Below are 2,904 nucleotides of genomic sequence, written 5' to 3' on the forward strand. Positions count from 1 at the left end.
TAGATAACATCTATCAAGCTGCATAAAGTGTCCAACTTATTATTGCAATTTGCGTTAATAATAAATCATTTATCTGGAATAATAAAATTTTTCACCAAATGAGACATTCCATTTTCACTCAAAAACTTGATTATCTCATCAGCTTTTTCATAATCCTTTTCAAGATAATATCTATAATAATTAACTATTGTCTTAGCGAAAAAATTTCTTGGAATTTCTGGCAATTCATCTACAAACTTGTATACTTTTCCTGCTTGCTCTTTTCTATTTTGTAAACATAAATTGGCTAAATAATTAATCGTTATTGAGGATAACAAATCCTGCATATGATTAGAAAGATGTGCAACATCACGATATTTTTTGAGAATTGAATCAATTAATAAATCCATATCGTTGTGATCATAGATCATCATCGTCATTGAAAATACTTTTAAGTTATAATCATCCCAATCATTTGCAGAAAATACTATATTTTTCACTTTATTCTTAATATAGTTTGGGATTTCATCAACTTTTCCTTGCAATAACGCAATTGCGAAAACGGAAATGAAATATAAACTCTCAGCCTGCGGACTATGATTCATGTAGCGCTGAAATTTATTTTTTAGATCAATAATTTTACCCACATCTTGATGATAATATGCATCCTTAAATTCATCTCGCCAAAGTTCAACGTTATAAATTTCATCGGAGTTCTTCGTATCATTTTCAACCTTAGCGATAAATTTAGAAGCTCTAATTCTATGCTGTCCCAATATATCAACTAAATCTTGCAATTGGATATCATTTAACCCGCGCTCTATCTTTGAATAGTAAGACGTTGACAAGACTGTCCCAGCCATTTCACTCTGAGTTAAATTTAGATTTTTCGTAAAGCTTTTAATTCTCTGCCAATTTCCATTTGTCTACTCCACTAGTGTTTTATATCTATTAAAAGTAAATTTTAAAACAAAAAATTCTATTAAACCACAGCTTCTTTGCCATGATCTAATAGAATTTTTTACAATACTTTTTTATCTATCCGTCAAACTCAACTTCTTGCAGCTTCTTCATATCATCATAAACGCGCCCACGCTCACTTGAATCCACCGCTAAGACTAGCTGATCTCCTTCTCTAATCGTCGATCGACCTGTTGGAATAATATCCTGGCCATCTCGATGAATTACCTTAACCAGCGTATTTTCAGGCCACTTGATCTCAGAAATCTTCTTATCTACCAATTGGCTGCTTTCATAAACCGGCAAGGTCAACTGATCTTCAGTCCCATCGATTGCGCCTTCATCTGGTTTAATCTGCATTGCCTGAGCTAATTGACCATAAATTGGACGTCCACCCATCATTTGATCAACTAATAATGCTACAAAGGCAACTACGGCAAGTGGCATTAAGTGAAAAATAGATCCAACCATTTCAGTAATTAACAAGATTGCTGTAAATGGTGCTCTAATAATAGCCGCAAAATATCCTGCCATTGCAAAGATAATTAAATTAACGACTAATTGTGCTGGTAACAAATGAAGGTAAACCATCACTGCACCATAAGATGATCCAATTAATGCCCCCATTGTTAGAATTGGTAAAAAAATACCACTTGGTAGACCTGAATCATAAGACACAATTGAAAAGGCAAGGCGAATTACATAGTAGGCAATTAACGTTCCGCAAAGTGCTGCTGTATTAGGCGTCAGCATCCCTTTTAATGACAAGATAAGACGATTCCCCGGACCGGTAATTAATGGAAGGTAGTACGCAATTGGCAATAAAATCGCCAATGGAATTAACCCGTGTAACCAGCGCGGAATTTTCGTAATTTTTGCATAAACCTTCTTAAACGCAAATAATCCTTTCTTATAGGCATGCCCCAACAGACCTAAGATGATCCCTAAGATTAACAAATGCCAATACAGATAGATCGGAAATGGACGATTATACGTAATTCCCAACGGTACTTCTAATCCAAAAAAGTTTGAAACTAAAAAATCCGACGCAATCGCACCTGCTAAGGCATTCAGCCACACTCTTGGTGAAAAATTATGAAACACTTCTTCTAAAACAAACATTGCTCCAGAAAGTGGTGCCCCAAACGCTGCAGACAACCCACTAGCTGCACCTGTAGCAATCAACACTCTTTGGTTTGTTTTAGTTTGCTTAGTTTTTTCACCAACACCTTGTCCTACTGACGAGCCTAATTGAAGCGATGGCCCCTCTGGTCCTAAGAATAAGCCGGTCCCAATTACCAAGATACCGCTCAACAATTTCCGCCATAAGATTGGCCACCACATTAACTTCAGTTTTCCAGATAATTGCAATTTAACTTCTGGAATACCTGATCCACCAACATGTGGATATTGTTTAACAAAGTATCCTGCAATCACCCCAATTGCCGCAAACCCTGCAATAATCGGAATAAACCACAATGGATTTTGATGAGCTAAACTAAACAAATGCAGCCAAAATGTGGAAGTTTGTAGGATCCCAAATCTGAAGATTCCTACAACCGCACCAGTTATAAGCCCTACTACTATCGCAAGCAATAGCAGCTTCAACTCTGCTTTATCATCCTTTTTCATTTTTTTACTCCCTCAAACGTAAAGTTACCCTCCTATTTTACCGCAAAAAATAGCCGCCCGGAGGCGACTATATCTGCTGAAATGTTGAATATTACTTCAACAGCTTGTTAAGAAGCTTAATCAGTTTTTTCAGCCCCCTTTTTGAAAGTGGCAAAACTAAGATGAATAGCACCAAAGTATGCAATATAGGCAAGTTAGTTACTTGCCGACGACGTGGAGGGTCTCATGGTCGTTTTTTTGTTTTCATTATGCTTATTTTTGAGTTCTAACATACACCACGCGTATATAGATCACTTTTTTCTTCAAAAACTTTATAGGTTTCTTTTGTCATTC

Annotated in this window: 2 protein-coding genes; both read right to left on the reverse strand. The window is 36.1% G+C overall.

Annotation, left to right across the window (positions count from 1 at the left end; genetic code table 11):
• Positions 1-65: 65 nt before the first annotated feature.
• Positions 66-776, reverse strand: coding sequence for an Rgg family transcriptional regulator (locus tag FC46_RS09640; protein WP_157046837.1), 711 nt, complete (start codon positions 774-776; stop codon positions 66-68).
• A gap of 241 nt (positions 777-1,017) precedes the next feature.
• Complete coding sequence (locus tag FC46_RS09645; protein WP_057800194.1) at positions 1,018-2,571, reverse strand: ClC family H(+)/Cl(-) exchange transporter; 1,554 nt, start codon at positions 2,569-2,571, stop codon at positions 1,018-1,020.
• Between the last annotated feature and the right edge of the window lie 333 nt (positions 2,572-2,904).

Source organism: Lactobacillus kalixensis DSM 16043, assembly GCF_001434335.1.
GTDB classification, from domain to species: Bacteria; Bacillota; Bacilli; order Lactobacillales; family Lactobacillaceae; genus Lactobacillus; species Lactobacillus kalixensis.